Below are 3,865 nucleotides of genomic sequence, written 5' to 3'. Positions count from 1 at the left end.
CGGGCGTTGCATACGCCGGAGCGGGCGGCGGCTTTCCGGGAGGCGGTGGCTGCGGGTTTTCCGGGGGGGCGGATGACGTGGGCGTTCAGCTGGCTGGCGCTCCACGATACGTCGGAGAACTATGAAAAAATCCGCGAGCTGGTAAAAGGGTATGTCCACCAATATGGGGATGAGATGACTTTTATACCGGGGGCCTATTTTGCCAACGCGTATAATTCGATCGACCAGGTCAACCAGGACCTCCACGACGGGCTGGCGCGGGTCGGGGAGATCATGGGCGGCGGTTACCGGCCAAAGAGCGTGGTCGCCGGGTTCCTGTCGGCGACGAACATGCGCTACCTGGCGGAAAAGGAGGGCATCCACGTCTGCCAGGGGAATATTTGGAGCCAGTTCGCCATCGACAACCAGGACGGGGATGGCTCGGTTTCCTATCCCTACTATCCCTCGACGGAACATTTTTGCAAGCCGGCGCAGGGCCGGGCCGACTTTATCGATTGCGTGAACCTGGACGGATGGACGTGCGACTTCCTGGCGGCGCGACGCAATGGTTTTGCGGAGCATTTCAACAGCCGGATGGGCGTAGGGCCGATCGAGACCATCGGCAAGTACGGGCCTCAGACCGGGTTGAAGGAGATGATGTTTACCACCGGCCTTCACTTTGACGCGGGCTACAAGCTGAATGGCTTTGCCTGGGTCACCAACTGCTGGGAGCTCTGTCTGCCCTTCCCGGCCTCCGATGTTACAGACTGGCTGAGCGCGATACGGGAGCGCTGGCCGGATGCCCGGCTGATTACCCAGGGAGAATTCGGCCTGCTCTGGCGAAAACACTACGGCGGCAACGACTTCGACTATCGTTTCGTCGAGCGGGGCTCCGGCATCGGCGGCTCCGACGCGGACAAGGAAATCCGGTGGTTTATGAACAAGGACTTCCGGCTGGCGCTGCTCAAGGACCCCGCCTCCGAGAAGGTCATCGACTTCACCCGGTACGACCTGCCGGCGCGCGAACCCGATGCCATGACGCGCCGCTGGAGCCTGCTGGGGGAGATCAACCAGAAGGGGACGCGGCCGCAGGATACGCCGGTGCCGCTGGCCGCGCTCAGCGCGGACGACCGCGGGCGGATTTGCCGGAGGGTAAGGGAGCTGTGCGGGGCCCGAGGGGCCTAAGAGGCGTAGGAGCGTAAGAGGCTGAGGGGCCGACACAGGGCATGAAAAAAGCCCCGCGAGGGGCTTTGAGCGGCGAACGCGGTTCGAACGCGCGACCTTTAGTTTGGGAAACTAATGCTCTACCAACTGAGCTACCACCGCAAAGTATTGACCTTTAATGATTTGCGCACAACGGCGGTGAGATTTTCACCATGGGCCGCCGTCGGACGTTATTTTACCAGGTCGGGGAGGAATCGCTTGGCGAGCCAGCTGTCCCGAACCGGGATCATCCAGTGCGCCAGCATCTCCTCTTTTGAGGGCACAATATTATTGAAATAAATCGTATCCGCATTAATAAATCCCTGTTTTATTGCGTAATCGAGCTGGGACATGGGCACCAGCTGGATCTTGTCACGCACGACGAAGGCTAGCGCCAGGCGGTCGAAGAGGTTTACGGCAAAGCGTTGCTCGATGTCCTTGATGACGCGGACGGAGGAGTCGGTGCTGCAACCGCTGACGGTGGTGTCGGCCATCAGGACGATAAACTGGCCGAACAGCAGGTTGGCATAGCCTTTGACGGGCTCGCCGTGGGTCTGCCAGGAGGCGGTGAATCCGTTTAAGATGTCTTCGATCTCCAGCGCCTCGGACAGCGTAAAGGGTCGGGAGGATTGGTATATCCATACCCGGGATTCGGGCGAAAAGCCGTTGGGCAACAGGTGGGTGAATTCAAAGTTCATATAGTATCGTTTAACGAGGCCGCCACCAGCTCCGCGATGTCGTATACCGCGACGGACTCTTCTTTTTCGTTTTTCTTGACGCCATCGGTCAGCATCGTATTGCAAAACGGGCAGGCCGCCGCGATCACCGAAGCGCCGGTGGACAGGGCCTCCGCAGTGCGCTCCCAGTTGACGCGGGTCGAACCAGGTTCCTCTTCCTTGAACATCTGCGCGCCGCCGGCGCCGCAACAAAGACCGTTGCTGCGACAGCGTTTCATCTCGACGAGGGCGACGTCGAGGGCCTCGAGGACCTTGCGGGGCGCCTCGTAGACGTCATTGGCGCGGCCGAGGTAGCAGGAATCGTGGTAGGTGATCTTTTTGCCGATAAAAGTCCCCCCGGAGACTCTTATGCGTCCCTGATCGATCAGCTCCTGGATGAAGGTGCTGTGGTGCATCACCTCGTAGTGGCCGCCCAGCGCGGGGTATTCATTCCGGAGGGTATTGAAGCAGTGCGGACAGGCGGTGACGATGCGGGTGACGCCATAGTTGTTCAGCGTCTGGATGTTGTTGTAGGCCATCATCTGGAAGAGGAACTCGTTCCCCGCGCGGCGGGCAGGGTCGCCCGTGCAGTTTTCCTCGGACCCCAGGATCGCAAAGCGGATACCCGCCTTCTGAAGGATCAGGGCGAAGGCGCGGGTGATCTTTTGCGCCCGCTGGTCGAAGCTGCCGGCGCAACCAACCCAGAACAATACGTCCGGTGTCGTGCCCGACGCCTGCATTTCCGCCATCGTTGGTATCCCCATGGTCCGATTTTTCACAAAACTACGTAATTTGCCAGCTCAAAGAACCCAGATGTATCAGCGCCTGATGATGCTTACGGCCGGACTACTTTACTGCCTGGTCTTATCCGCCCAAGAATACAAGCCCGTTGACGACAGCTCGTCGGTCGAATTCGGGATCAAAAACTTCGGGGTGACCGTGAGCGGCACCGTCAAGGGTCTGAAGGGCACTATTCACTTCGAACCGGGGAACCTGTCCACGGCGGCCTTTTCGGTGTCGGTGGATACGCGGACGATCAATACGGGGATCGATATGCGGGACAACCACCTCAAAAAGGACGACTTCTTCTACGTCGATTCCTTTCCCACGATGACGTTCAAATCCACCAAAATAACGCCCTCCACGAAGGAAGGTTTCCTTTTCATATTCGGCGACCTGCGGATCAGGAACGTGACCAAGGCCGTTTCCTTCCCGTTCCAGGCCGTGCCTAACGGCGAGGGCTATACGTTTACCGGCTCGTTCACCATCGACCGCCGCGACTTCGGGGTCGGCGGGTCGAGCATCTCCATGTCGGACCAGGCGAAAGTCACGATCAAGATATCAGCCGTACCTGATAAATAGCCCTTCCTCTATGCTCAACTTGCTCTATGTTGCCGGCGTCGGATTTTTGATCAGCTTCCTGGGGACGCTCCCCCTGGGCACGCTCAACGTGGCGGCGATGCAGATCGCGCACAAGGAGAATATCCGGGCGGGGATCAAATTTTCGCTGGGCGTGGCACTGGTGGAGGTGATCTACCTGCGGATGTCGCTCAAGGGAATGGGCTGGGTGATAGAGCACCACCGCTTGTTTTACTGGCTGGGGTGGGTGACGGTGGCGATGCTGCTGGCGCTCGCCTTCTTTACCTTCCGGGCGGCCTATCATCCGCACCAGAACAAAAACGTGTTATTGAATAATGGGATGAACCGCTTCCTGCTCGGGGCAACCATGAGCGCGCTGAATCCCGTGCAGATACCCTTCTGGTTCGGGTGGAGCACCTACCTGCTGACCAACCGCGTGCTGCTGCCCAAAGCAATCGAGTTCAACTTCTTTACCGTCGGCGGCGGGATCGGGACCCTGGCGGGGTTGGCGGTTTTTATCTGGGGCGGGAATTTTATCATTCAGAAGCTCAACGCCAACCAGAAGAAGCTGGACGTCTTTATCGGTTGTATCTTCCTGCTCACGGCGT

General features: G+C 59.0%; 5 protein-coding genes and 1 tRNA gene. 3 read left to right on the top strand and 3 right to left on the bottom strand.

What is annotated here, in order from left to right:
- Nucleotides 1-1,164, top strand: a 1,164-nt coding sequence (locus VL547_RS23615; RefSeq protein WP_325582686.1) for a DUF3863 domain-containing protein, incomplete at its 5' end; no start/stop codon positions are given.
- Nucleotides 1,165-1,232: 68 nt separating this feature from the next.
- On the opposite strand, the gene VL547_RS23610 is transcribed toward VL547_RS23615, so the two are convergent.
- The 3 genes from VL547_RS23610 to VL547_RS23600 form a co-directional block, all read right to left on the bottom strand.
- Nucleotides 1,233-1,305 (bottom strand) — tRNA-Gly (locus VL547_RS23610).
- Between the two features lie 68 nt (nt 1,306-1,373).
- Nucleotides 1,374-1,880, bottom strand: coding sequence for a hypothetical protein (locus VL547_RS23605; protein ID WP_325582684.1), 507 nt, complete (start codon nt 1,878-1,880; stop codon nt 1,374-1,376).
- The gene (locus tag VL547_RS23600) at nt 1,877-2,662 is read right to left on the bottom strand and encodes a (Fe-S)-binding protein (protein WP_325582680.1); all 786 of its coding nucleotides are present in this window, start codon (nt 2,660-2,662) and stop codon (nt 1,877-1,879) included. Before VL547_RS23600 ends, VL547_RS23605 begins: the two co-directional genes overlap by 4 nt.
- Nucleotides 2,663-2,690: 28 nt before the next feature.
- Between VL547_RS23600 and VL547_RS23595 the strand changes: the two genes are divergently transcribed.
- Both VL547_RS23595 and VL547_RS23590 read left to right on the top strand, forming a co-directional pair.
- Complete coding sequence (locus VL547_RS23595; protein WP_325582678.1) at nt 2,691-3,260, top strand: YceI family protein; 570 nt, start codon at nt 2,691-2,693, stop codon at nt 3,258-3,260.
- A gap of 10 nt (nt 3,261-3,270) precedes the next feature.
- Nucleotides 3,271-3,865, top strand: a 595-nt coding sequence (locus VL547_RS23590; RefSeq protein ID WP_325582676.1) for a LysE family translocator, incomplete at its 3' end; no start/stop codon positions are given.

Origin of the sequence: Dinghuibacter sp. (genome assembly GCF_035492835.1) — a bacterium.
Lineage (GTDB): Bacteria > Bacteroidota > Bacteroidia > Chitinophagales > Chitinophagaceae > Dinghuibacter.
Note: the sequence above shows the minus strand (reverse complement) of the source record. Positions and strands in the feature narration are given on the sequence as shown.